The organism is Mucilaginibacter rivuli (genome assembly GCF_019391655.1).
Classification (GTDB): Bacteria; Bacteroidota; Bacteroidia; order Sphingobacteriales; family Sphingobacteriaceae; genus Mucilaginibacter; species Mucilaginibacter rivuli.
In genome coordinates this window covers 502148-524619 of record NZ_JAHXPQ010000004.1, presented here as the reverse complement: position 1 = coordinate 524619, position 22472 = coordinate 502148, and the positions used below count along the sequence as shown (strand labels likewise).

The 22472-nt window shown below is 42.2% G+C and carries 23 protein-coding genes; 12 read left to right on the top strand and 11 right to left on the bottom strand.

Annotated elements, in window-relative coordinates; genetic code table 11:
* Window positions 1–6 precede the first annotated feature (6 nt).
* The 4 genes from KXQ82_RS12280 to KXQ82_RS12265 all read right to left on the bottom strand — a co-directional run bounded on the left by KXQ82_RS12280 (window position 7) and on the right by KXQ82_RS12265 (window position 3153).
* The gene (locus tag KXQ82_RS12280; RefSeq protein ID WP_219488670.1) at window positions 7–618 is read right to left on the bottom strand and encodes an ExbD/TolR family protein; all 612 of its coding nucleotides are present in this window, start codon (window positions 616–618) and stop codon (window positions 7–9) included.
* Between the two features lie 81 nt (window positions 619–699).
* Window positions 700–1539: a MotA/TolQ/ExbB proton channel family protein gene (locus KXQ82_RS12275; RefSeq protein WP_219488669.1), complete on the bottom strand. Its 840-nt coding sequence runs from the start codon at window positions 1537–1539 to the stop codon at window positions 700–702.
* A gap of 373 nt (window positions 1540–1912) precedes the next feature.
* Window positions 1913–2254, bottom strand: a complete 342-nt coding sequence (locus KXQ82_RS12270) for a translation initiation factor (RefSeq protein ID WP_219488668.1) — start codon at window positions 2252–2254, stop codon at window positions 1913–1915.
* An 11-nt stretch (window positions 2255–2265) separates the two neighbouring features.
* Complete coding sequence (locus KXQ82_RS12265; protein WP_219488667.1) at window positions 2266–3153, bottom strand: diacylglycerol/lipid kinase family protein; 888 nt, start codon at window positions 3151–3153, stop codon at window positions 2266–2268.
* A gap of 208 nt (window positions 3154–3361) precedes the next feature.
* Between KXQ82_RS12265 and metK the strand changes: the two genes are divergently transcribed.
* Complete coding sequence (gene metK / locus KXQ82_RS12260) at window positions 3362–4612, top strand: methionine adenosyltransferase (protein ID WP_219488666.1); 1251 nt, start codon at window positions 3362–3364, stop codon at window positions 4610–4612.
* A gap of 52 nt (window positions 4613–4664) precedes the next feature.
* Here metK and KXQ82_RS12255 read toward each other — a convergent pair whose 3' ends face one another.
* The gene (locus KXQ82_RS12255) at window positions 4665–4868 is read right to left on the bottom strand and encodes a YqaE/Pmp3 family membrane protein (RefSeq protein ID WP_219488665.1); all 204 of its coding nucleotides are present in this window, start codon (window positions 4866–4868) and stop codon (window positions 4665–4667) included.
* Between the two features lie 98 nt (window positions 4869–4966).
* Here KXQ82_RS12255 and KXQ82_RS12250 point away from each other — a divergent pair, with 98 nt between their 5' ends.
* The 3 genes from KXQ82_RS12250 to KXQ82_RS12240 are packed head-to-tail and all read left to right on the top strand — an operon-like array spanning window position 4967 to window position 6780.
* Complete coding sequence (locus KXQ82_RS12250) at window positions 4967–5431, top strand: hypothetical protein (protein ID WP_219488664.1); 465 nt, start codon at window positions 4967–4969, stop codon at window positions 5429–5431.
* Between the two features lie 5 nt (window positions 5432–5436).
* Window positions 5437–6000: an NUDIX domain-containing protein gene (locus tag KXQ82_RS12245; RefSeq protein WP_219488663.1), complete on the top strand. Its 564-nt coding sequence runs from the start codon at window positions 5437–5439 to the stop codon at window positions 5998–6000.
* A 45-nt stretch (window positions 6001–6045) separates the two neighbouring features.
* Entirely contained in the window at window positions 6046–6780 is a 735-nt protein-coding gene (locus KXQ82_RS12240) for a lysophospholipid acyltransferase family protein (RefSeq protein WP_219488662.1), read from the top strand.
* 160 nt (window positions 6781–6940) lie between these two features.
* On the opposite strand, the gene KXQ82_RS12235 is transcribed toward KXQ82_RS12240, so the two are convergent.
* Entirely contained in the window at window positions 6941–9016 is a 2076-nt protein-coding gene (locus tag KXQ82_RS12235) for a M16 family metallopeptidase (protein ID WP_219488661.1), read from the bottom strand.
* A 26-nt stretch (window positions 9017–9042) separates the two neighbouring features.
* Window positions 9043–10377, bottom strand: a complete 1335-nt coding sequence (locus KXQ82_RS12230) for a M16 family metallopeptidase (RefSeq protein WP_219488660.1) — start codon at window positions 10375–10377, stop codon at window positions 9043–9045.
* A 158-nt stretch (window positions 10378–10535) separates the two neighbouring features.
* On the opposite strand from KXQ82_RS12230, the gene KXQ82_RS12225 reads away from it, so the two are divergent.
* Both KXQ82_RS12225 and KXQ82_RS12220 read left to right on the top strand, forming a co-directional pair.
* Window positions 10536–10781: a DUF6364 family protein gene (locus KXQ82_RS12225; RefSeq protein WP_219488659.1), complete on the top strand. Its 246-nt coding sequence runs from the start codon at window positions 10536–10538 to the stop codon at window positions 10779–10781.
* Entirely contained in the window at window positions 10778–11191 is a 414-nt protein-coding gene (locus tag KXQ82_RS12220; protein WP_219488658.1) for a type II toxin-antitoxin system VapC family toxin, read from the top strand. The genes KXQ82_RS12225 and KXQ82_RS12220 overlap by 4 nt, the downstream gene beginning before the upstream one ends.
* 397 nt (window positions 11192–11588) lie before the next feature.
* Here KXQ82_RS12220 and KXQ82_RS12215 read toward each other — a convergent pair whose 3' ends face one another.
* Window positions 11589–12320: a LytR/AlgR family response regulator transcription factor gene (locus tag KXQ82_RS12215; RefSeq protein ID WP_219488657.1), complete on the bottom strand. Its 732-nt coding sequence runs from the start codon at window positions 12318–12320 to the stop codon at window positions 11589–11591.
* 4 nt (window positions 12321–12324) lie between these two features.
* Window positions 12325–13341 (bottom strand): sensor histidine kinase, encoded by a 1017-nt coding sequence (locus tag KXQ82_RS12210; RefSeq protein ID WP_219488656.1) that lies wholly within the window; start codon window positions 13339–13341, stop codon window positions 12325–12327.
* Between the two features lie 238 nt (window positions 13342–13579).
* On the opposite strand from KXQ82_RS12210, the gene KXQ82_RS12205 reads away from it, so the two are divergent.
* From KXQ82_RS12205 to KXQ82_RS12185, 5 genes are all read left to right on the top strand, one after another.
* Window positions 13580–13786 (top strand): hypothetical protein, encoded by a 207-nt coding sequence (locus KXQ82_RS12205; RefSeq protein ID WP_219488655.1) that lies wholly within the window; start codon window positions 13580–13582, stop codon window positions 13784–13786.
* Window positions 13780–14688, top strand: a complete 909-nt coding sequence (locus KXQ82_RS12200; RefSeq protein WP_219488654.1) for an ABC transporter ATP-binding protein — start codon at window positions 13780–13782, stop codon at window positions 14686–14688. Before KXQ82_RS12205 ends, KXQ82_RS12200 begins: the two co-directional genes overlap by 7 nt.
* Entirely contained in the window at window positions 14685–15509 is an 825-nt protein-coding gene (locus KXQ82_RS12195) for an ABC transporter permease (RefSeq protein ID WP_219488653.1), read from the top strand. The genes KXQ82_RS12200 and KXQ82_RS12195 overlap by 4 nt, the downstream gene beginning before the upstream one ends.
* A 99-nt stretch (window positions 15510–15608) precedes the next feature.
* Window positions 15609–17219 carry a Na+/H+ antiporter gene (locus KXQ82_RS12190; protein ID WP_219488652.1) on the top strand — a complete coding sequence of 537 codons (1611 nt, stop codon included), beginning with the start codon at window positions 15609–15611 and terminating at the stop codon, window positions 17217–17219.
* A gap of 233 nt (window positions 17220–17452) precedes the next feature.
* Complete coding sequence (locus KXQ82_RS12185; RefSeq protein ID WP_219488651.1) at window positions 17453–19087, top strand: PAS domain-containing protein; 1635 nt, start codon at window positions 17453–17455, stop codon at window positions 19085–19087.
* Window positions 19088–19153: 66 nt separating this feature from the next.
* Here KXQ82_RS12185 and KXQ82_RS12180 read toward each other — a convergent pair whose 3' ends face one another.
* Entirely contained in the window at window positions 19154–19690 is a 537-nt protein-coding gene (locus KXQ82_RS12180) for a hypothetical protein (protein ID WP_219488650.1), read from the bottom strand.
* A gap of 116 nt (window positions 19691–19806) precedes the next feature.
* The gene (locus KXQ82_RS12175; RefSeq protein WP_219488649.1) at window positions 19807–21045 is read right to left on the bottom strand and encodes a hypothetical protein; all 1239 of its coding nucleotides are present in this window, start codon (window positions 21043–21045) and stop codon (window positions 19807–19809) included.
* Window positions 21046–21392: 347 nt separating this feature from the next.
* Here KXQ82_RS12175 and KXQ82_RS12170 point away from each other — a divergent pair, with 347 nt between their 5' ends.
* Complete coding sequence (locus KXQ82_RS12170) at window positions 21393–22472, top strand: terminase small subunit (protein WP_219488648.1); 1080 nt, start codon at window positions 21393–21395, stop codon at window positions 22470–22472.

Sequence of the window (22472 nt, the reverse complement as noted above, 5' to 3'; positions counted from 1 at the left end):
TGTATGTTATTTAGGCGCCGCTTTTAGCGCTGTAATTAAACTAAATTTGTTAACTTTTTGCTTTTGCAGAGTAGCAATAACCGTTTTAATGGTTGGGTACTCTTGTCTTGCATCACCTTTAATGGTGATACGCAAAGCTTTTTGATTTAATACTACATCGGCAACGCGGGCTTGTTTTATCCAGTTGAACAATTCATTACTTACCGAATCCGTAGGGATACCGGGTTGCTGAATTTCTTTACGTTTATCAGGATCCATGCTTAAATAACCTTTTAACTGGGCTATTGGCATACCAAATGTTGGCATGGTAACAAACGTATTAGTTTCTTCGGGAGTGAATGTGATGCTGTAGATCTTACCAACCTCTTCAAGCATTTGCTTGCGGATAGGTATACCTTCAACACCAAAAAACACTTTACCCTGGCCTATTGTGAGTGTAGCAATATTATCCTCAGGTAAAACAACAGTTTTGGTATAACCCGGAATATCAACCGGAACCGGATCTGCTGTTTTAAACTTGGATGTTAGGATGAAAAATGTTAGCAAAAGGAAAGCTACGTCGCACATGGCTGTCATGTCGGTGGCTGTACTTTTACGTGCTATTTTAACTCTTGGCATATTCTGTTTAAATTATTATTAGTGAGAAATTAGGTCAGATACAGGCTCGGGGTTAGCCGTGCCTTTACTCATTCCGCACTATTAATGGCTTGCTGATTTATGTGAAGCAGCAAATGTTTGAACGATGCTAAAGCCTGTTTCGTCAATAGCATAAGTCAATTTATCAATTTTAGATGTAAAGATGTTATACATGATGATTGATAAAGCTGATGTACTGATACCTAACGCAGTGTTGATCAACGCTTCAGAAATGTGAGCAGAAAGATCGGCCTGGTTTGGAGCACCTGATGTTGCCAGTGTTTTGAAGGCCTTGATCATACCGATTACAGTACCTAACAAGCCCATCAATGTACCGATAGATACCAATGTAGCAATGATAGTTAAGTTTTGCTCTAACATTGGCATTTCCAATGAAGTTGCTTCTTCGATATCTTTTTGGATAGCCAAAGTTTTCTGATCTACGTCAAGTTTGGTTTCCAATTCCATTTCGCGGTATTTTTTCAAACCTGATTTGATTACGTTAGCAACCGAACCTTTTTGTTTATCGCACTCTGCACTTGCAGCTTCGATATTACCGGCGTTTAAGAATGCTTGTACTTTTTTAACAAAAGAATCAACACTACCTGAACCAGAAGCTTTGCCAATAACAACAAAACGCTCGATAGAGAAAACGATTACCATTAATAACATGGTCATGATGATAGGTACAATTACCCCACCTTTGTGAATGATACCGAAGATATCAGTTGGATCAGACTCAGGGTCGCCACCTTTAAAGTGACTTCCATTTCCCAATACGAGAATGAACGTAGCTAATGCTACTACAAAACAAATAGGTATAGCCAGCGATGAAAACATGCTCGCTGCTCCTGAGCTTTCTTTTTTAACGGTAGTTGGTTTTGGTGCTGGTGCGTTTGCCATTACTTTAAAATTTAGTTTTAGTTTTTAGTTTTATAAATGTAAGTTAATTAATGCGCTGTTATGTGCCGATAGCAAATTTATAATATTAATGGGTAAAAAAAACCGCTTTACCTCATTGTTTACAATAAATTAATATTGGCGTGGTTTACAAATGGTGATTAAAGAACGATAGAAAATAAAATTATTGTATTTTTTGGATACAATTTTCTACAATACAAACCATTTTTTTTTACAAACGCAAACAATACATTAAAATTTATTTGTAACTAAAACGATACTGGCAGCCCATCGCTTTAGTACAATATAGATAGAGATGCAAATGAGGAAGCGGATTCCATAAAGAATAAAAAAAATAAACCACTTATTAAAAAGTTTATCCGCCCGCTTTTTTAGCCTTGTATCCGTCTTGAATGAGAAGGGTTAAAATTTTGTCCCTAAAATCGCCCTGAATGAGTATTTCATGGTCTTTTACCGATCCGCCGACGCCGCATTTCGATTTCAACTTTTTACCGATGGCCTCAAGTTCATCAGCCGGGCCAACATAACCTGTTATACGGGTAACCAATTTGCCGCCGCCTTTGCGATCGAGGTATATTTTAAGGTTTTGCTGCTGGGCCGGCAATGCTTCGGATGCGTTATCATGCTCAACGTTATATTGAAAACCCGGGTCGGTAGAATAAACAACGCCGGTAATGTTTTTATTTTTTTTCGACATGCAAATTTAACTCAGGGTTTATAATTGGCGCCTACTATTACATTTAACGCGTTGGGTACTACTTTTATTTCGAGTATGGGGCCGGTAATTTGCGGCTCGCCATCCAGGTGCAAGGGGCCATCGCCTTTGCGGGATACTTTTATATCGCGGCCACGTATTATTTGTACGTATTTTGAACTCTCTACCTTTTTAAACAGCATACGCAGGCCCATTTCCAATAAGCGGATAACGGGGAATTGCTTTACAATAACTACATCTATCAAACCATCGTGCAGGGACGCATCGGGCGATACGTGTGCATTGTTGCCAAATTGTGATGAGTTGGCAAAGCAGAGCATAAATGCATTCCTCTCATAAACATCACCATCAATTTCTATGTGGTAATCTTTCGCCTTATATTTTGAGATCTCTTTTACCGACGACTCAAAGTACGACCTAAAGCCCCGGTGTTTAGTACGGGCGAACACTTCGCTGATGTGGGCATCAAACCCTATGCCTGCCATGTTAAAAAACCACTGGCCATTTACCTTACCGGCATCCATAATTTGGGTGTGGCCCTCATTAATGGCAGCAATAGCCTTAACGGGATCCATCGGTATCTGTAAAAAGCGCGAAAGCCCGTTACCCGAGCCGTAAGGTATAACAGCCAATACTTTATCTGTTCCGGCTATTGCCGATGCGATCTCGTTAACTGTGCCATCGCCGCCCACGGCTACAATAATATCATAACCGGCCATAGCTTCTTTGGCTATGGTGCGGATGGGCTTTTCGAGCGTGCTATGTACAATGGTATAATCAAAGCTGTTTTTGTCGAAATGTTTACCTATCAGACCCGGTACGCTATCCTTGTTTTTGCCGCCCGAAACAGGGTTAATTATAAATAATGCTCTCTTTTTCAATCTCTGTATTATAAGCGGCGCAAAAGTACTTGTATTTTTGACTTTTATAAAATTGTTTTAACTTAGCCGCACGAAAGTGGACTGATTTGGAAAGCCTTAGGGCCGGATTGCAACCACGTAAAAAAGTGCTAAAAAACCGCTTCTTTTTTTACCTCCAATCCCTCTCTTGCCGTCTATTCTTTCGTATATCAATAAATTTTAAAAAATTATGTCTTATTTATTTACTTCAGAGTCGGTATCAGAAGGGCACCCGGATAAAGTTGCCGATCAAATTTCGGATGCATTAATTGACAATTTTCTGGCATTCGACCCTGAATCAAAGGTTGCCTGTGAAACTTTAGTTACTACCGGGCAGGTTATTTTGGCCGGCGAAGTAAAATCTAAAACTTACCTTGATGTACAGAAAATAGCCCGCGATGTGATCAACAAAATTGGTTACACCAAGGCCGAATATATGTTTGATGGCTCATCATGTGGTGTGCTATCGGCTATACATGAGCAATCACCGGATATTAACCAGGGTGTTGACCGCAAAACAAAAGAAGAACAAGGCGCGGGCGACCAGGGTATGATGTTTGGCTACGCTACCGTTGAAACTGATAACTATATGCCATTGGCATTGGATATTGCCCACGCTATATTATTGGAGCTTGCCGCGATACGCCGCGAAAACAGCGATATTAAGTATTTACGCCCTGATGCAAAATCGCAGGTAACGCTGGAGTATGGCGATGATAACCAGCCGGTGCGTATTGATGCCATTGTTGTATCAACCCAGCACGATGATTTTGACGAAGAAGCTAAAATGCTTGCCAAGATCCGTGAAGACATTATTGGTATCCTTATTCCGCGTGTAAAAAGCAAATACCCTAAATATGGTCACTTTTTTAATGATGATATTGTTTACCACATTAACCCAACAGGTAAATTTGTTATTGGCGGCCCGCATGGTGATACCGGCTTAACAGGCCGCAAAATTATTGTGGATACTTATGGCGGTAAAGGCGCGCACGGCGGTGGTGCATTTTCGGGCAAAGACCCATCAAAGGTTGACCGCTCTGCTGCTTACGCAACACGCCACATTGCTAAAAATCTGGTTGCTGCCGGTTTAGCCGATGAGATATTGGTACAAGTTAGTTACGCCATTGGTGTTGCTAAACCAATGGGTATTTATGTAAACACTTATGGTACCGCTAAAGTAAAATTAACAGACGGCCAGATAGCTGAGAAAGTGGAAAGCCTGTTTGACATGACACCTTACGCCATTGAAACCCGCTTTAAACTGCGTAACCCTATTTATAGCGAAACCGCTGCTTACGGTCACTTTGGTAAAGAGCCGCAAACGGTAACCAAAACGTTTACCCTGCCCGATGGCTCAGCAAAAACCTTCGAGGTGGAATTGTTTACCTGGGAGAAACTGGATTATGTAGATAAAGTGAAAGCCGCGTTTGGTTTATAACTAAGCCCCGATAAATATTTAAACGCTCCGTTTACACCGGGGCGTTTTTTGTTTAAGCGTAACCGTTTCTGCGCATTACCCGTACCAATTTACGGTGCCTTTTAGCGGCATAGTAATCCTGTGTTACCAGTATGGCATGTATAATGCCGGGTAACCAAAAACAAATGGTGAGGATAATACTCAATATAAAGGCACCGATGCGCCCGGTGGTTAAAACAGCCGCCGGTGGAAAGATGATGCAAAGGAAGTAACGCATAATACCCTTTAGAGTGTTGAAATATACCAATGTTACAGCAAAAACTATGTAGGGTTTATTATTTGATTAGTTTTATTACATTAGGCTAAATAATCATCATGAAAAAATTATATATTTTAGTTATTGTACTTTTCGTTTTTACCGGGTGTAAAAAATCTTCTACTTCTGAAAACACAATTATTGGCAAATGGAAAATAACACAAGAGCTGGCTATTTATTATGTTAATAATGTTGAAGTATATCGGGAAATTTTAGCCCTCTCTGGCGGGGCAAACTCTTATGTTGAATTTAAACCCGACGGAAGCTTTATTTTAAATGGCTCTGTAAATGGCAGTTATATAACTTATACAGGCACATACATACTAACAAATAACAATACATCACTACGGACTACTATTACGGGCTCGTCCCCCGGTCCAGACCAACTGTTTACTTTTGTTGATAACAATACGTTTACCACCAGTAATACTGCAACAGGTGGTGGCACAACTACTTATATCAAAAATGGCGTAAACTACACTGCTAACGGCGAAACTGTTATAACTACATTTGTACGGTTTTAAATATTATGGACCACCCTAAAGAAAATCCCTGGACAATAACCTCCGAAAAAGTAATTTATGATAACCCATGGATAGGCCTTACCGAATACCAGGTGCTCAACCCATCGGGCAACCCGGGTATTTATGGTAAGGTTAGGTTTAAAAACATCGCTATCGGGGTTTTTCCGCTGGATGATGAACTGAATACTTACCTGGTTGGCCAGTTTAGGTTTGCTTTGGGGCAATATAGCTGGGAAATGCCCGAAGGCGGCGGCCCGCTGGGGACAGACCCGCTGGATTCGGCAAAGCGGGAGTTGCTTGAAGAAACAGGTTTAAAGGCCAATAACTGGACCGAATTACAACGTATACATTTATCGAACTCGGTAAGTGATGAACTGGGCATTATTTATTTAGCCCGCGGTTTAGAGCAGTTTGAGGCCGAACCCGAAGATACCGAACAGCTAATGGTGCATAAAGTACCTTTTGAAAAAGTGTACCAAATGGTGTGTAATAACGAAATAACCGACTCGCTAACCGTTGCAGCCGTACTTCGCGTAAAGCTAATGTTGTTGGAAAACAAGTTGATATAATGGCGGTTATTGTATTATGCATAAATTACTACTTTTGCGCTAAGCATGCATAGGTTTTTCGGATACATACTGACCCCTGTTTATTACCTTTTCTTTTGGTTTTGGTTGGGTATATTTCATCCCAGCCAGTGGCTGGCTTATAACATAGGCGGTTACCGGGCACATAAATATGTGGTTGACCTGATGAACCTTTGCCTTGTTGGTACCTGCTATTTATTGGGTAACCGGGTAAGCTTTACCAACCCGCATAAACTGCCGGTTAATAGGCCCATCATTTTTTTGGCTAACCACCAAAGTATGTACGATATACCGCCACTCATCTGGTTTCTGCGTAAGCATCATGCCAAGTTCATCTCAAAAATAGAACTCACTAAAGGTATCCCATCCATATCATACAATTTAAAAAAAGGTGGTGGCGCTAATATTGACCGTAAGGATACCAAGCAATCCATAATGGAGATAGTGAAGCTGGCGGGCAGGATGAGAGAGAAAAACTGGTCGGCAGTGATATTTCCCGAGGGTACAAGGGCAAAGGATGGGCAGTTAAAAAGTTTCCAGGTGGGTGGTGTTGCTACCATCCTGAAAAAGTGCCCTGAAGCATTGCTTGTACCTGTAGCCATTGATAACTCGTGGAAGATGGTTAGGTATGGCTTTTTTCCGCTTAGCGCGATGGAGCATATTACCCTGAAAGTTCAGGAACCTATTGAACCCGGCAGCGCGCCAATTGAGCAGTTGGTTTTACAAGCCGAAAACTCGATAAGGAAAGCGTTAGGGCAATAATAAAAATCCTTCAAATTTACGTTAGACTGTGCATCTACAGGCTTATATCGTTTTATGACCTTCGGATGGGTTGCTGAAACAAGTTCAGCATGACGCTGGAATTAAAACAAAAAAAGCCTGCCTTTCGGCAAGCTTTTCTGCATTAAAATATTAATGGTGTTTATTTAAAATCATCGGCAGTTACACCGCTGTTCAGTTTCAGATCAGCAACTGTCATGGTATAGGTTTGTTCCTGGCCACCGGCAGCAATTGTTGTTACCAATTTGTATGGGAACATTACTGTACCCACTTTACGGTAATCGCTTAGATCAATGGTTTGGGTTTGGGTACCAGTTGTACCTTCATGACGTACCAGGAATTTGCTTTTGATATCGTAATAATCCGTTGATACTTTTCCTGTAGGATCGGTTACCTGTACCTGGTAAGCATCGCCTTCACCCACTTTCTGGATACCTTTTATCTCAAGTTTAAAGGCAGGGTTACTTATATAGTCTAACTGATCTATCAACGCTGTATGGAATTTTTTGGATGCTATCTCATCGGCCGTCATAGGCTTTTGCGCTCCACCTTGCATCTGGTATCCTTTTTCGCCATCAAATACCGTTTTGAACATTACATTGGGGCCCATTGATACTGCCATGGCCTCTTTGTTAGGGACCATTTGTTTTTGCGTTGCAGATAAAGCCATTCCCTGCATGCTCATGTTCATGGCAGCATAGTAGGTATTCACTTTTTTCAATTCATCGGCGCCGCCTGCGGCTTTTAAAAAGTCTTTCACCACATCAACCGCCTGCACCATCATGGCAGACCCTGTTGTTTTTGGCGCATCGGTAACGGGAGAAGCATAGGCATCATACATTTTAACCGGCAGGCCTATTTTTTTGATGCCATCCAGCATTTGAGCGGTATTGCCCGCAACGGTAATACGGCTGTTGCCCGCACTAAAATATTTTTGCGCTACACGTAAAATATCATCGGCAGTAACGGCATTTACCTTTTGCAGGTAGGTTTTATAAAAATCGGCCGGCAAATCATTCAGGATGATGTTGCTGGCAAATGTTGCCGTACGGGCAGGATCTTCTAAACCCAATGCGAAAGAGCCTGCATATAAGGCTTTGGCATTAGCCAGTTCTTCGGCCGATACCTTTTCGGTACGTATACGCTTTATCTCCTTTAAAAATTCCATAATGGCGCTATCGGCCTTAGCATTACGCACAGAAGCAGAAGCATTGAACAGCGACTGCCACCTGCCCGAGCCGGTACTTGAGTAAGCGCCATAAGTAAAGCCATGCTTTTCGCGAAGGTTCATAAATAAGCGGCTCTCGGCACCGCCACCCAAAATGTAGTTAGCCAATAAAACCGGGAACAGATCGGGATCGTTTTTCTTCAGATCAACCAGGTTAACCACCTTGATCTCTGATTGTACGGCGCTTGGTACATTAACTACATCTATTTCGGTTGTTGATGGATTATTAACCGTCGCAAATTTAGGTACAGTTAATATTTTACCTTTCCAGGTGCCAAATACTTCGGTAACCAGGGCTTTTGCCTCCAAGGGTTTGATATCGCCAACAATGGTAATATAAGCACGCGATGGCGTGATATAGCTGGCGTATGCATCCTTGATATCCTGAATGGTTAAAGCCTTAACCGTTTCCTCGGTTTCAAATTCGCCGTTAGGATGGTCTTTACCATAAGCCAGGGCATTAGTTATGCGGCTTGCTATTGCAGGGGCGCTTTTAGCACTGTTTTTAATGCTGGTAAGCGTTTGAACTTTCAACTTATCAAAGGATTCCTGGGTAAAGGCCGGTTCTTTTAAAGCCTGCCCCATTAAGCTGAAAGCTGTTTTAAAATAACGTGTTAATGCCGAAGCACTGCCGCCACTGGCATTCAGGCTAACGTTGGCTCCCATTTTTTCGACAGCATCATCAAACGCGGCTTTGGGCAGTGTTTTAGTGCCTTCGTTCAGCATATCGCCCATCAGGGAGATCACGCCGGCTTTGCTGCCCTCTAAACGCGGGCCCGCATCTATATTATAAGTTGCAGAAACCTTTGGCAGGCGATGATCTTCGACCACTAATATGGTGATACCGTTGGACAGTTTATAAATAACAGGGTCCTTAATAGTTAAAACCGGCGCCGGACCGGGTTTTGGCGGATGGCTTCGGTCGATATTTTGAGCCTGGGCAAATTGCATTAAACATGCTCCGGCAAGTATCATTATATATTTCTTCATGTTGTGTCTGTATTTAAGGCTATGAATTAATTGGTTTTACCTTTACCGGGCAAGTAATATAACAGCAAGCGCTGGTTGGTGTTGAGGTACTTTTTAGCCGCGTCCCTTATCTCTTCGCGTGTTATTGAGCGTATCTCGGTGAGCTCTTCGTTAATGTGGTTGGTATCTTTATGATAAAAGGTATAACCGTTAGCCAGGTTTTCGGCAATGCCCAGCATGCGGGTATTGGCGCTCACAAAGCTATCCTCAAACTGGTTTTGCAGTTTTTGGTAATCTTCGGGGCTGATCAGGTTAGTTTGCAGTTTAACTATCTCTTCCTGCATATCTGTGATGAGGCCATCGGGTTTGGCTTCGCCGCTTGGCAGGGCGCCAACAATGTAGGTACCATAATCTTCCAAAGCGTAGTTAAACGAAAATACCTGCAGGGCATTCTTTTTCTCATCCACCATTTTTTTGTACATGCGTGAGCTTGAGCCTCCCGAAAGGATAGATGAGATCATTTCCATTATTTTTGAGTCGCGGGTATCGCGGCCCGGAACGCGGTAGGCAACTAATACTGCCGGTATCTGGATATTGGCATCATAAGCGGTATCGATAATTTGTTTGGTGATGGGCTTTTCTTCCACCTTTTTATAAACTACCGGCGCACTTTTAGGTATAGGCCCAAAATAACTGTCAATGAGGGTTTTAGTTTTAGCAACATCAATATCGCCTGCAATGGTTAATACCGCGTTGTTTGGCGCGTAAAACTGGTGGAAGAATTGTTTAAACTCGTCCAGTTTGGCCGCGTCAAGATCTTTCATTGAGCCAATTACACCGTAATGATACGGGTGATCGGTAAATACGCCGGCGGTAACGCTGTTTATGGCATTGCCGTAAGGGCGGTTATCAAAGCTAAGTCGTTTTTCTTCTTTAACAACTTCGTTTTGGGTTTTAACACCTATCTCGTTAATTACAGGGTGCATCATGCGTTCGCTCTCTAACCACAAGCCTGTTTCCAGTTGGTTAGAAGGGAATACCTCGTAATAAAATGTCCTGTCTTGCGTGGTGTTGGCATTATTTTGACCACCGTTTGCTGATACGAGTTTCATGAAATCGCCTTTTTTGATGTTATCGCTGCCTTCGAAGAGCAGGTGCTCGAAAAAGTGCGCGAAGCCCGAGCGGCCAACAACTTCGTTTTTTGAACCTACGTGGTACATTACCGATACGGCCACCACCGGCGCGTTATGATCCTGGTGCAGAATAACGTGCAGCCCATTTGGCATATCGTATTCTGTAAATTCTACTTTTTGCGCTTTCGCGTTAAACCCGGTGAAGGTTGCAGCGGCCAAGGCACAAGCAATGAGTTTGTTTAATTGCATATTGAGGTGTTAATTGTTACTGAGTAAAGCTATTTGCTTATGGTTACATAAGCATTAGGCGAAAAATACACAAAAAAGTTACAAGGTTGGGCTAAATATTTTTAACGTAATTGAAAATGATATACTTAATACGTATTTTTGTTTAAAACACACGTGCAATGACAACCAAACTCACACTAACCGTGGAAGAAACGGTAATTAAAAAGGCTAAGTTGTATGCCAAAAAAACAGGCCGCAGCTTATCTGAACTGATAGAAAACTATTTGGATACGCTTACCAGCGATAACGAAGGATCGGCAGAGCTTTCTCCGAAAGTGAAGAAGATTGCCGGTGTTGTTAAATTGCCTGAGTCTTTTGATGAAAAAGAAGAGTTGAATGCTTATTTTGAGCATAAGCATTTATGAAACAGGTTTTTGTTGATACCAATATCCTGATAGACCTGTTAGCAAACAGGCAACCGTTCGGTAAATTTGCTATTGGCTTATTTGGCCTTGCTGAGAAAAATAAGGTGAAGCTTTATACATCATCGCACTCATTTGCCACTACCCATTATCTGTTAAAAAAATACATGGAAGAAACAGCGCTTAGAAAAGCGTTGACCGATCTGTTAGAACTTTTAACTATTGTGCCGGTAAACTTTGATGTGATCAAAAAAAGCCTGTTATCAAACCATAAAGACTTTGAGGATGCGATACAGATATTCGCCGCGAACTCGGTAGAAAACCTTGACTTTATTGTAACCCGTAACTTAAAGGATTTTAAAAATGCCGGGGTGACTGTGTTGCCACCCGATGAATTACTGAATTATTTGTAGCTATTAAATTTATTCTGACCGGCTTTCTTTTGGCAACGGCGATGTCCTTAATTTAAATATCCATATTACTGCCAAGAGGACAACAATATAAACGAACATGTGGCAATACAGCCGAAAGTTAAGTTCAACCCATGAAAAAAAATTGAACACTTGGTAAATCACAATTATATTGATTACAGAAAGAATGGCCTTTATAAGTGAAACGCTTACTTTAAACATTGTTGATATGTAGATTATTAAACATGTAATAATGAGGTATGGTATCAACAATATAACTCCACACTCTATATAATAATCGTAATTAAAACCCGGGTATTCAAATAGCCACAATAAGGATGGAGAAACAAAAAATCCTATTAGCCAAACTAACAAACCATATATAACGCTCCTTTTCACACTAAATATTCTTAGCGTCGATGATCTTGAAGAACTGGTCGCGATAAGTATCACCCACGGGGATGATCTTATCGGCTATGCAGATGCGGCTGCGCTCTATACTGTCTATCTTATTAAGCGCTACGATGTATGATTTATGCACCCGTACAAAATGTTGCTCGGGTAAGGCTTCTTCCATCTTTTTCATAATCTGGAGGGTAATAATACGCTCGGTAGGGGTGTAGATAGAGATATAATCCTTTAGCCCTTCTATAAACAAAATATCGTGCAGGTACACCTTCTGTATTTTGTATTCCGTTTTAACGAAAATAAAATCGTTTTGCAGGTTTTTTTGCGGAGCCTCCTTTACCGCGGGTAAACTTGCAGAAGCGTTAGCGGGCGCCAATACCGACTGGGCTTTTTGCGCCGCTTTATAAAACCTGTCAAAAGCGATGGGTTTGAGCAGGTAATCAACCACATCCAACTCATACCCTTCCAAAGCGTATTGTGAGTAGGCGGTGGTTAATATAACTTTTACTTTGCCGTTAGCTATTTTGAGGAATTGTATGCCGGTTAACTCCGGCATTTGCACATCAAGGAAAACCAGGTCGGCCTCGCCGTTCTGCACCAGCGACAATGCCTCTATAGGGTTAGTTGTAGCTTTAACCAATTGCAGGAACGGAATTTTACTGATGTAATCCTCGAGTATATGCAGTGCCAAAGGCTCATCGTCAACAACTAAACATCTTATCATATGGCTATAAATTTAATGATAATTCGCAAGTATAGGTATCAGGGCCGTTATTGATGTTTAAAACATACTTGCCTGTGTACAAAATATCGAGCCTGCGTTTTACATTATTTAAACCAATCCCCCCGGCATCGTCTTTGTTAAAAGTGTGTTTGCGGTTTTGAATGATAAAATCGAGTTTGGCGGCATCAATGGTTAAGCGGATAAAAATAGGCGTTTCGGGGTTATTGGCCACGCCATGTTTAAAAGCATTTTCTATAAAAGAGATGAGCAATAGCGGCACTATCTGCTGGTTGGTAACATCGCCCTTTATTTCAAAATCAACAAAGCCGCGGCTGCCGAGGCGTATTTTTTGCAGATCGATATAATTTTGCAGGTACTGGATCTCTTTAGCCAGGTCAACCTTATTGTCGTTACACTCATATAGCATGTAACGCATTATTTCGGAAAGCTTTAAAATAGCATCAGGTGTTTTTTCGGATTGCTGGTATGCCAGCGAGTATATGCTGTTGAGCGAATTGAACAAAAAGTGCGGGTTGATCTGCGATTTTAAAAAGGCTAGCTCGGCACTGAGGCGCTGGTTTTCCAGGTCGCGTTGTACCCGTTCGTTTAAAAACCAATCATTGGTGAATTTTAAAACGGTGCTTAAAAATACAAAGATAAGGCTGGTAAAAAACGCGCTGGTATAATACGACCAAAAGCCAATAACCTTACCGCCGCGCTCATGCGTTAGCACATAACCTTTAAAGCATAAACCTACGCCATATTTTACAAAGCCTAATGCCAGCATGGCCCCCAAAATCATTAAAATGTACCTGAAGTACTTTTTACGATTTAAAAACAGCGGTATAAAAGCCAGGAAATTGAGATAGAACAACCCGATATTGATAACACCATATAAGCCAAATATGACCACCAAGCCCCTGGTGTCTATTTTGGTGTTATTATGTACGATAAGCGAAAAAAAGGCTATCATACATATCCAAAAAAATGTATGCCCAAATACCTGCCAGCCCTTTTTCATTTTTAAAATATCGCGTTAATCAATATCCTAAAATAGAAAAATTAATATGATACCGGCGTACTATTTAGATGTATACCCGTATTTTAACGATGAACCACTTTATAAAACCGATAAACCGTTGGTGGGTTGTACAGCCCGTTCATCTACAATTAGTGCCTGTTGGTCTAATACATTTTAAGGGATAAAGTATTTACAGTTCATTTGTATCATCAAAATCAACAATAACAAACAATCAACCATGAAAAAGTTCATCACAAACTCAAACCCATTTGTATTGATGGTAATACCTGTAGTTTTTGCCATGATAATGGGTGTTAGTTACCAGTTAAAACAGCATGAAAACCTTTTGCAGGGATCATGTTACACACAAAGTACATCTTTGTTCAATAAAAGCATACATTTGTTCAAAGCCGTGTGCTCTGTAACAAAAGAAAAAGTGTGGTAATAAATACTGAAGGACTATCATTTACATTTGGAAACCAGCAGGTTGTTAAATCTGTATCGCTCCGGGTCCCCGCCGGGAGCATTTACGGTTTTTTAGGGCCAAACGGCGCCGGAAAGACCACCACCATCAAACTCTTACTTAATTTACTGAGGCCCGAATCGGGCTCGATACATATTTTTGACCAGGAGCTGCAGGCCAACCGCGAAGCTATACTTGGCCAAACCGGTTCGCTTATTGAGCAACCTGCCATATACGCCCACATGACGGGCCGCGAAAACCTGAAGAACCGTGCCATGCTGCTGCAAGTACCCACTATCCGGGTTAACGAGATGCTGGCTTTGGTACAACTTACCGCTGCCGCTGATAAAAAAGCCGGAAGGTATTCGCTCGGGATGAAACAACGCCTGGGCATAGCTTTAGCTTTATTAAGCAACCCAAAACTATTGATACTTGACGAGCCCACCAACGGCCTGGACCCCAACGGTATTATAGAAATGCGCGAGTTATTGATAAAATTAGCGCGCGACCATGGCAAAACCGTTTTCATATCGAGCCATATGCTGGCCGAGATCAATAAGATGGCTACGCATGTGGGTATTATTCATCAGGGTAAAATGATGTTCCAGGGGAGTATTGAAGAGCTGGAGGCACTAAACCAACCACGCGTACAAATTGAGCTGGCCGGCAAAACGGATGAAGCCACCGCCCTGCTTAACGCTAACGGGTACAATATTGCTGATGCTAAAACCAATAACTTATTTATTGCTTACCAAAGTAAAGAGCAAATGGGCCAAATAAATGCCCTGTTAAATCAAAATGGCTTTATTGTTTATAGCATTACCAAGGTGCAGAAAGACCTGGAAACCTTATTTTTAGCCATTACACAAAAAGCAGGGGCATGAAAGGATTTATATTATCGCTACGATCGGAGTTTTATAAAAGCCGCAAAACGCTGGGTTTTTGGGGTTCAATAGTGTTGCCCTTACTTATTGTGGGTTTGGTATTTATAGGTTATGCAACCCATAAGTTTGATGCCAATACCACTAAAATGCCGGGCATGATGTTATGGCTTGGCTATGTGGCTATTGTTACCGCCATAATGGGTAATTTGCTATTGCCTTTTTACGTAATATTTATAGCCTACTCGGTAAACAGTATTGAGCACAAAGCTGATACCTGGAAAACACTGTTTACGCTGCCAATAGCCAAATGGTGGGTATACGCTGCCAAGTACTTTTATACTTTGTTTTTATTATTTACATGCCTGTTTTTGTTTTACGGGCTGCTTATTTGCACGGGTAATTTATTGGGCATACTAAAGCCCGAACTGCACTTTGCCGATTACAGCGTAGCTGCTTATTTAGGGCAGCTCTATCTCAAACTGTTTTTGGCTTCGTTAGGCATTCTATCCATTCAGTTTTTGCTGAGCCTGTTGTGGGGCGATTTTTTAAAACCAATGGGTATTGGCTTTTTGGGCCTGATAGCCGGCTGGATAACGCTTGGGGTTAAATGGCAATATGTTTACCTGATACCTTATGCCCATCCTAATATGGTATGGGCAAACCTGCAGGCTGCTACAAAAACGGTTAAAAGCAAAACCATTGGGGCCATGCCAAATTTCACTATCGAAATTTTTACCCGCGAAGTTTGGGTGAGCCTTGTTTTTGCCGCTGTAATATTTGTTGCCGGTTTCTTTATCGTGCAGCGTAAGAGTGTTAAATAGTTGGTGGTGCGGTGATAACACCGACCACAGGCTGTGAGAATTGTTTTCATTTAAATACGCCCGTTTCCTCAAAGCTCACTATTTATTGTATTTTAGTGTATGCATCATGCCGTAATACAATATACCTGCCTGCTGGCTATCATCCTTTTTGTGGTGATGCTTGCACAGAAGATCAAGATCGCCTATCCCATATTACTTGTTTTGGTGGGATTGCCATTGGGTTTTGTCCCTTTTTTACGTGGCATCGAGATCGACCCCCAGTTCATCTTCGTGATATTTTTACCGCCGTTACTTTACGAGGCCGCGTGGAATACATCCTGGAAAGATTTTTGGAAATGGCGCCGGGTGATCAGCAGCTTCGCTTTCCCGGTAGTTATCCTTACCTCGTGTGTGGTAGCATTTATATCGGCAGCGCTTATTCCGGGCTTTACGCTGGCCACGGGGTTTTTGTTGGGCGGTATTATTTCGCCACCAGATGCTGTATCGGCAAGCGCCATCCTTAAAAATATTAAAGTACCCCAACGCTTTGTTACCATTGTTGAGGGCGAAAGCCTGATGAACGATGCATCAAGTTTGGTGGTATTCCGCTTTGCTTTGGCTGCAGTGTTAACGGGCACCTTTGTTTTTAAAACCGCCGCTATTGATTTTGTATTGGTGATTGTAATGGGCGTGCTTATTGGTGTAGCCGTAGGCGCAATGTTTTATGCCATACACCGCTGGATGCCCACAACTACTAATATGGATGTACTGCTTACGTTTATTACGCCTTATGCCATGTATATGCTGGCCGAAGAGTTCCATTTTTCGGGCGTGCTGGCAGTGGTGAGCGGCGGGCTGTTCCTATCGTACCGGCGGCATGAGTTTTTATCGCACCGGAGCAGGCTGCAGGGCATTAACGTTTGGGAGGCGGTGGCTTTTGTGCTTAATGGCATTGTATTTATCCTGATCGGGCTGGAGTTTCCGGTTATTATTAAAAATCTGGGTCGCGATGGTTTTATTAACGCGCTTAATTACAGCCTTATTATTACAGGCGTACTTATTGTGGCCCGCTTTATATGTACTTATGGCGCCACGGTGGTTACCATGCTGATGAGCCATATTATTACCGTTGCCGACCCGGCCCCCGGCTGGCGCGCACCTGCCCTATTGGGCTGGACGGGCATGCGCGGCGTGGTATCACTCGCTGCGGCGTTGAGCATACCATTAGCGCTTAAAACGGGCCAGGCTTTCCCTAACCGGGACATGATACTGTTTATCACCTTTACGGTGATATTGGTTACACTGGTATTCCAGGGCCTAACGCTATCTGCCGTGGTAAGGTGGGTTAACATGCCCGACCCTGACCTGGCCATCCCACTGGACCAGCAAAGGCAACTGATGCGCAGAAAGCTGGCTACGTTATCCCTGAAAATACTCGACGAGGATTACGCCGAGCATACCCTTAACAACGAAATGGTAAAAAGCCTTAAAATGCGTTACTCTGCTGATATGGCCTTGTTAAACGATTGGGATAAGGGCGGCATTGAAGAGCGGGTAGAAGAATTTTATAAAGATTACCGAACCATTACGGCCCGCCTGCTTAATGAGCAACGCGCGCTGTTGCTTACCCTCAATAAAAAAGATAACATTAGCGATGAGCTGGTAAAACACCAGTTTGAATTGCTTGATTTGGAAGAGGAGAAATTAAGGCAGTTTTTTGAGGCGGGATGATGGGCGCGGGTTACCTGTCGGGTGTTGCAAGGGCCTTCTATCATAATGGACACACGCGGCACGCGTGCGCCAGCGGAGGGGCAGTTTTTTGAGCTGTGGGTCACGTTACATCGGATACACGTATAAGCAATATTGATCCTGATTTTTAAATAATTAAATAAGTTTGTAACTTCATTTAAACTGCATCCAAATAACTATCCTAATTAGGTTTGTGTGCTATAAAAAAGCAACGGATGAAAGGTTTTGTGCGGTGGTATAAAAGTTTGATACGGGATAAAAAGCCCGGTATAAATGTTGATGATAACGACTTTACCTATTGGCAAAATCAATTATTTTTCAGTTTTCTTGTCTATTGTTTTCCCGTTAGTTTTATTGCAGCCATCCCCGGCATCTGGCTCGCTATTAAAGATAATTATACTTTAATAGCCGTGGTTGACATTGTGTGCCTTGCAACACTTGCCATTGTTACTTTTGATAACAAAATGGCTACCTCCGTCCGTAAAGTTATTATTGTTACTTTATTTTACGGTTTAGCTGTTTTTTTGATAAATGCTTTAGGTTATATAGGCCCGGGTATTTTCTACCTGTACGGTTTAACCATTTTAATGGCCCTTGTATTTCCAATACGCTATGCCTATTGGTCTATCATAGTAAATGGCTTAATTATCGCATTTTACGCGTTAGTTATACATTTTAAATTTTTTAACAGCGTACTTATCGGTTTGTACAGCACCGGGGCCTGGCTCGCGCTAAGCTCAAACCTTATTTTTTTGAGCATTGTAAGCGTGGTGCTCGTTCATAAAATATTCAGGAGCCTGGCAATTGTTATTAATAAAAAGGATAACCTGCAGGAGCGTTACAAGAGGATATTCGATAAAAGCCCTTTACCCATGTGGCTGTTTGATACAGATACATTGGCTTTTTTGGATGTAAACATAGCAGCTATTAACCACTATGGTTATACCAAAGACGAGTTTTTACGGATGACCATAAAAGATATCAGGCCCAAAGAGGATGTTAAAACATTGGTAAAAACAGTAAAGCAAAATAAAGTTACCGGCACGTTTTATGACGGAAGGGCGCATCATATTAAAAAGAACGGAGAGCACATATATGCCCATATTGAAAGTAACTTACTGGAGTTTGACGGGCGCAAGGTAAGGCTGGTTTTAGCCACCGATATAACCGTGCAATTGAATAATGAGCTAGCGGTTTTTAATGCCCATTTAAAGATCCAGGAATCGGAAGCGGGGTTGAAAGCGATATTTGAGAGCACGGTTAATGGTTTTGTGCTGTTATACCCATCATTAAATATTAAGCTGTTTAATGCTAAAGCGAATGATTATGTGATTTTTAGCCAAACACAACAGGAATTTGAAGTAGGCAAAAGCATACTTGATTATGTTGAAACTACCCGGCATGATTACTTTAGGAAGCTGATAGACAGGGTTTACAAAGGAGAAATCATTGAATTTGACAGGAAGTACCGTAGTTTAAACAAACCCACTTATTGGATACGTTATACGTTTACACCCGTGTACGAAGAGAACCGCATTAAAGGCGTTTGCATTACCGGACGTGATGTGACCGAACGGAAGCTATACGTTCAAACCGTGGAAGAGCAGAATAAAACCTTCAGGGAAATATCATGGATGCAATCGCATTTGGTAAGGGCGCCGCTGGCCAGGATAATGGGCCTGACAGGCCTGCTCGCTACATGTACAGACGATAAGGAAAGAGAGGAAATGTTAAACCATCTAGCTATATCATCAGCCGACCTTGACGAAATTATTAATAAGATCGTGGTTACATCATCTGCAATGATAGAAAAGTATCCTTCGTTAAATCAGATATCACCGGAAGAGTAAGATCGATGTCCCCGCAGGGTCTCTCGCAGAGGACCCTGCGTTTGTTCGGAACGAGATGTCGCTTTGTTACCTGCCGCTTTCCGCAGGGTCACCCAACGGGGGATCCTGCGGGGACGGAAGTTTGATATCGTCATCACCAAACTTTTCAAACTCTTGTTTGATGCCTATCTGCAATAAATATTTAACTATATCTATAATTTTATTGTCGTTCATTCCATCCTTGCCGGGTGTAAGCTCAAATAAACAATCGTTTTTGCAATAAACCATTAAAACATTACCCAGGATGCTATTTTTTGAAAATGGTGTACGCGAACGATACTTTTCGTATGTGGGCATTTGCCTGTATATAAAAATAATTTGGTTATTGCTATATACCTGTTTTTTTAGTTTGCCAAAGGTGTTTTTTTGACCAATGATGATGTTTGTTTCGGTTATTTCAATATCTCTTACTCTGACCTTCAGACTGCAGTAGGCAAGAATGGCTATATCAATAACTGCAACATAGATCAATCCTATGTATTGAAAGAATATAACCAAAACGAAATTAGCGAAGAGAAACCTGAATACAAAAACTTCAATATTACTCCAAAGCGTTATTTTCATCCCTGTTTAGTGTAGGTTATTCTCCGTTCAATCTAACAAATAGCTCTTTTAACTCTTTTACAACCTGTGCTCATCAGTGGTGTAAGTAAATATCCGGATTGCAAGGCAAATCCGCACTAAAAATTCATTGCTGTATTAACCGAATCTAATATCGCAGTTTTAAAGTCGGGTAATTTGAACCTATTGCTCTTCTCTATCGCTGTACCAGGCCCGCCATTTACCGAAACGGTACAAATTGTTCCGTTTTTGTTATAAGTTAAACCTACAAAGGGGTGCCCGTTTGGCTGCCAGTCTGCCTGGCGGCCTTCTGCCCGGGCCAGCACGGCATGAATGTCCAGTGCTTTGATCTTATCTTTTATAGCCTGCTTATGAATACTGCTACCCGTTTTATCTAAGCCCATACGGTTAGCCATGCCTATACCTTTCATAATTTCAAGCTGCCTGGTATTGCTTATCAATATAAAGTCGCCCGATTCGTATTTGGCAATGGCCCTGTTTTTTGTAAGCGTAGTAAGTTGGTTTATTTTTTCAGTTATTTTGTCGGGTGATAATTTAAGCGCTTTTTCGTTGTCTTTTAACACCGTATAAATTTCTTTTATCTGGCGTGAAAACTCGGCGTCTTTATTCGAATATTTCTCATCTTCATCCAGCGTATCGCTCGAATCTTCTTCGTAGCGCTTGCTTCCATAAAAAAGGTTACCGCTTTGCCATTGATAAAACGCGGCATACATATCCTTTAGCTTGCCTTGCTTTTCCTTCGATTCATCGCTGTCAGCGTTATCGCCTACTGTGCCCTCAGCCTTAACGGCGGCATCACTTGTTGCAGTTTTTAACCGCCCGTAAAGTGCGCTAAAGGTGGCCCAGTCGCTTCCGTCAAAGCTTATTTTCGCTTGTTCTGTATCGGGCATTGCACTAAATTTAACCGTGGCTATTGCTTTTAATCGCAGGTCGCTTACCATTGTATTTTTATTGATAGGCGTATCGATATTGTTATCCCGATAGGTTAATGAAAATGAATTTCCGTTTGGTGCAGTTATATTGGCACTGCTTATTGTACTCAAGGTAAGCCCTGCAAAATCGGGCAACGAATTTGCCATCACCTTTACCTGGTAATCGGGATCTAATTTATTTAATACATTAGTTAAAACAGATTGTGGTATGATATGATGTGCCGTTAACCCTGCCTCGCCCTGCGGGTATGGGTTATCTACTTTGTCTTTTAGTTGTATGGGCTGCACCCCACCTTGTTTTTGCTGCAATACGGGTACGGCCGGTAAACTGATACCGTTATTACCGGCATTTGTATGGTTGGTTTTTACAGTTTCTGTTTTTTTATCAAACCGCGTTTGTTGCATGGCTTATTTTTGCTTTAGCGTAAAGATAAAAAAAACAGTGGTGGTTTAGTGGTTGCTTCAATAAGGCCCATATATGAAACCTCGTGTGGGCAACGACCCTTGTTTCAGATCTTGAAAAATATTATAATTTATTGGAATTCAGATAATTATATCGATTTATATTTTATTGCTGAAAGATTTATCCCGACCTTTGTAGTAGGAGGTCCATGGTCGATAGTCCATTGGAGAAGTTCGCGGCGATAGACTATAGTCCATGACCTTTTTCCTGCCTTCTTAACTATCGACCATGGTCTATGGACCATCGACCTACCATCCGAATTTTCAAACCTATCAAATCAATAAACATCATGGCTATTTTAGAACCACTATCGTACAAACAACAAAAATTTTGCGAGGAGTATTTACTCAGCTTTAACGCTTATCGTGCGGCCCTTACTGCCGGATATACAGATAATACCGCCCGAAAAGGCGATTTGCTGCATGTGCCCAAGATACAAGCTTATTTAAAGGAGGCGATGAAGCGCAGCGCAGCCCGTGCGGAGTTAACACACGACATGCTTTTGCGCGAACTGATGAAAGTAGCCTTTTGCAACATGGGTAATTACTATGACGACCATGGCGACCCGAAACGCATGCACCAGTTGACAGATGATGAGAAGGCGGCGATCAGCTATTTCCAGCGGGCGGATGTGACGGGTGAAGACGGGCATATAACGGGCGAGCTGTTCAAGATCAAGCTGCATAATAAAATGGCTGCTATTGATAAGTTGTGCAGGCATACCGGTTTTTACAAAGCCAACTGGCAGCCGAATGTGGTGTTGCAACCGGAGGAAACGGAGGAGGATATCGCTTTTGAAGCACAGAATGCCAAGACGGTGGCGGAGCCTTTCACTGATGAGGTGAGTGAGGAGTTGTTGGAGCAATTTGGTGTAGAGGTCGGAGGGCAGAAATCGGATGTCGGAGAAGAGGATGGTTTGGATATCGTCGGTGAGGACACCGACGATGGGGTGGAATTTGTTTCGGGGATTGCAAATCCCCTGTTTGGTGGGTCGAGGATTGAAAATCCCGACCAACGCCGGGTCGGAGGGCAGAAGTCGGATGCCGGAGAAGAGGGCTTGGATATAGGGCGATCTGTCGGCGGGGACACAAGCGGGACGCTTGCGCCAGCGGCGGGTAGAGGTTATTTGTCGCGCGCAAATTACACACCCCTCCACCCCTCTCAAGAGGGGAATCGCGCGAGGCCTGCGCTTCCTTTGGTGTTGGTTAAAACCCAAACAGGGCTTTCTGTTGAAAGCTCTGTCCCCTCCTTTGCTGAAGCTACGGCGGGCAAGGATAATATTCTTACTTTATCCCCCCTCCCGATAACTATCGGGATGATAGAGTCAAGAGGCGAGAATCAAGAGTCAAGAGTTTTGATCGCACTATAA

Bases quoted from the DNA above. Each gene is read 5' to 3' on its own strand.
- KXQ82_RS12280 (WP_219488670.1), bottom strand. From the start codon at position 618: ATGCCAAGAGTTAAAATAGCACGTAAAAGTACAGCCACCGACATGACA.
- KXQ82_RS12275 (WP_219488669.1), bottom strand. From the start codon at position 1,539: ATGGCAAACGCACCAGCACCAAAACCAACTACCGTTAAAAAAGAAAGC.
- KXQ82_RS12270 (WP_219488668.1), bottom strand. From the start codon at position 2,254: ATGTCGAAAAAAAATAAAAACATTACCGGCGTTGTTTATTCTACCGAC.
- metK (WP_219488666.1), top strand. From the start codon at position 3,362: ATGTCTTATTTATTTACTTCAGAGTCGGTATCAGAAGGGCACCCGGAT.
- KXQ82_RS12255 (WP_219488665.1), bottom strand. From the start codon at position 4,868: ATGCGTTACTTCCTTTGCATCATCTTTCCACCGGCGGCTGTTTTAACC.
- KXQ82_RS12250 (WP_219488664.1), top strand. From the start codon at position 4,967: ATGAAAAAATTATATATTTTAGTTATTGTACTTTTCGTTTTTACCGGG.
- KXQ82_RS12245 (WP_219488663.1), top strand. From the start codon at position 5,437: ATGGACCACCCTAAAGAAAATCCCTGGACAATAACCTCCGAAAAAGTA.
- KXQ82_RS12240 (WP_219488662.1), top strand. From the start codon at position 6,046: ATGCATAGGTTTTTCGGATACATACTGACCCCTGTTTATTACCTTTTC.
- KXQ82_RS12235 (WP_219488661.1), bottom strand. From the start codon at position 9,016: ATGAAGAAATATATAATGATACTTGCCGGAGCATGTTTAATGCAATTT.
- KXQ82_RS12230 (WP_219488660.1), bottom strand. From the start codon at position 10,377: ATGCAATTAAACAAACTCATTGCTTGTGCCTTGGCCGCTGCAACCTTC.
- KXQ82_RS12225 (WP_219488659.1), top strand. From the start codon at position 10,536: ATGACAACCAAACTCACACTAACCGTGGAAGAAACGGTAATTAAAAAG.
- KXQ82_RS12220 (WP_219488658.1), top strand. From the start codon at position 10,778: ATGAAACAGGTTTTTGTTGATACCAATATCCTGATAGACCTGTTAGCA.
- KXQ82_RS12215 (WP_219488657.1), bottom strand. From the start codon at position 12,320: ATGATAAGATGTTTAGTTGTTGACGATGAGCCTTTGGCACTGCATATA.
- KXQ82_RS12210 (WP_219488656.1), bottom strand. From the start codon at position 13,341: ATGAAAAAGGGCTGGCAGGTATTTGGGCATACATTTTTTTGGATATGT.
- KXQ82_RS12205 (WP_219488655.1), top strand. From the start codon at position 13,580: ATGAAAAAGTTCATCACAAACTCAAACCCATTTGTATTGATGGTAATA.
- KXQ82_RS12195 (WP_219488653.1), top strand. From the start codon at position 14,685: ATGAAAGGATTTATATTATCGCTACGATCGGAGTTTTATAAAAGCCGC.
- KXQ82_RS12190 (WP_219488652.1), top strand. From the start codon at position 15,609: ATGCATCATGCCGTAATACAATATACCTGCCTGCTGGCTATCATCCTT.
- KXQ82_RS12185 (WP_219488651.1), top strand. From the start codon at position 17,453: ATGAAAGGTTTTGTGCGGTGGTATAAAAGTTTGATACGGGATAAAAAG.
- KXQ82_RS12180 (WP_219488650.1), bottom strand. From the start codon at position 19,690: ATGAAAATAACGCTTTGGAGTAATATTGAAGTTTTTGTATTCAGGTTT.
- KXQ82_RS12175 (WP_219488649.1), bottom strand. From the start codon at position 21,045: ATGCAACAAACGCGGTTTGATAAAAAAACAGAAACTGTAAAAACCAAC.
- KXQ82_RS12170 (WP_219488648.1), top strand. From the start codon at position 21,393: ATGGCTATTTTAGAACCACTATCGTACAAACAACAAAAATTTTGCGAG.